The 775-nt window shown below is 43.0% G+C and carries 1 protein-coding gene and 1 other RNA gene (1 of these 2 only partly in view); both read right to left on the reverse strand.

Annotated elements, in window-relative coordinates; translation table 11 throughout:
- Window positions 1-255 (reverse strand): alcohol dehydrogenase catalytic domain-containing protein (locus B3180_RS10460; RefSeq protein ID WP_286844392.1); only part of this gene is annotated, 255 nt, incomplete at its 3' end.
- Window positions 256-743: 488 nt separating this feature from the next.
- Window positions 744-775, reverse strand: a transfer-messenger RNA (tmRNA) gene (gene ssrA, locus B3180_RS10465); it runs 403 nt beyond the window's last position.

Raw genomic sequence — 775 nt, forward strand, 5'->3', positions numbered from 1 at the left:
ACCTACCTTAAACTCTTCCACTCCGTCGCCAACAGCTTCCACTACACCGGCTCCGTCTGACATAGGAATGCGCCCGTCATCGGTCGGTATAAAGCCGGCCGCAACACCGTAATCATGAAAGTTAAGAGAGCTTGCTTTTATTTTTACACGAATTTCTCCAGGCCCTGGCTGGCCTGGATCATCCATTTCTGTCACCTGAATATTATCAAGCCCAAATGGCTCTTTCAGTCTTAACGCTTTAATTTTATCAGTCATGATCGCAGTCCTTTAACTAAAACATGTGTTGAATAGTAGTTCTTATAAAGGGGAATTGGATCATCAGACGCAGACTAAAAAGCCCGGTCGGTTTCAAAATAGCCAAACAACACCCAATTAATGATGTCAGGCATCGACCATAGCATCTTTGCAAATTAACTAATTTGAATCTAACGTTATTTATGTGTTTGCCAAACAAGGAAAAATGCTATGAGTTACGAAATGTTCGGTGGTATGGGATTTCTATGGATGTTAGTGGTTGGTATTATTTTTGTCATTCCCGCATGGCGAATATGCCAACGTATCGGGTACCCAGGCCCGTTAGGAATATTAATTCTGATTCCCTTTGCCAATATTATCCTTCTCTATTTCATTGCATTTGGCCCGTGGAAAACAAGGCAATAATTCAGAGTCTGCCAAGAAACACTACGCTAAGAGAGAGCAAAGCCATAAAAAAAGCCGCTCAAATGAGCGGCTTTTTATGGAATTGGTGGAGCTGGCGGGAGTTGAACCCGCGTCC

Source organism: Idiomarina sp. UBA4206 (assembly GCF_002383015.1).
In the GTDB taxonomy this organism is placed as follows: domain Bacteria; phylum Pseudomonadota; class Gammaproteobacteria; order Enterobacterales; family Alteromonadaceae; genus Idiomarina; species Idiomarina abyssalis.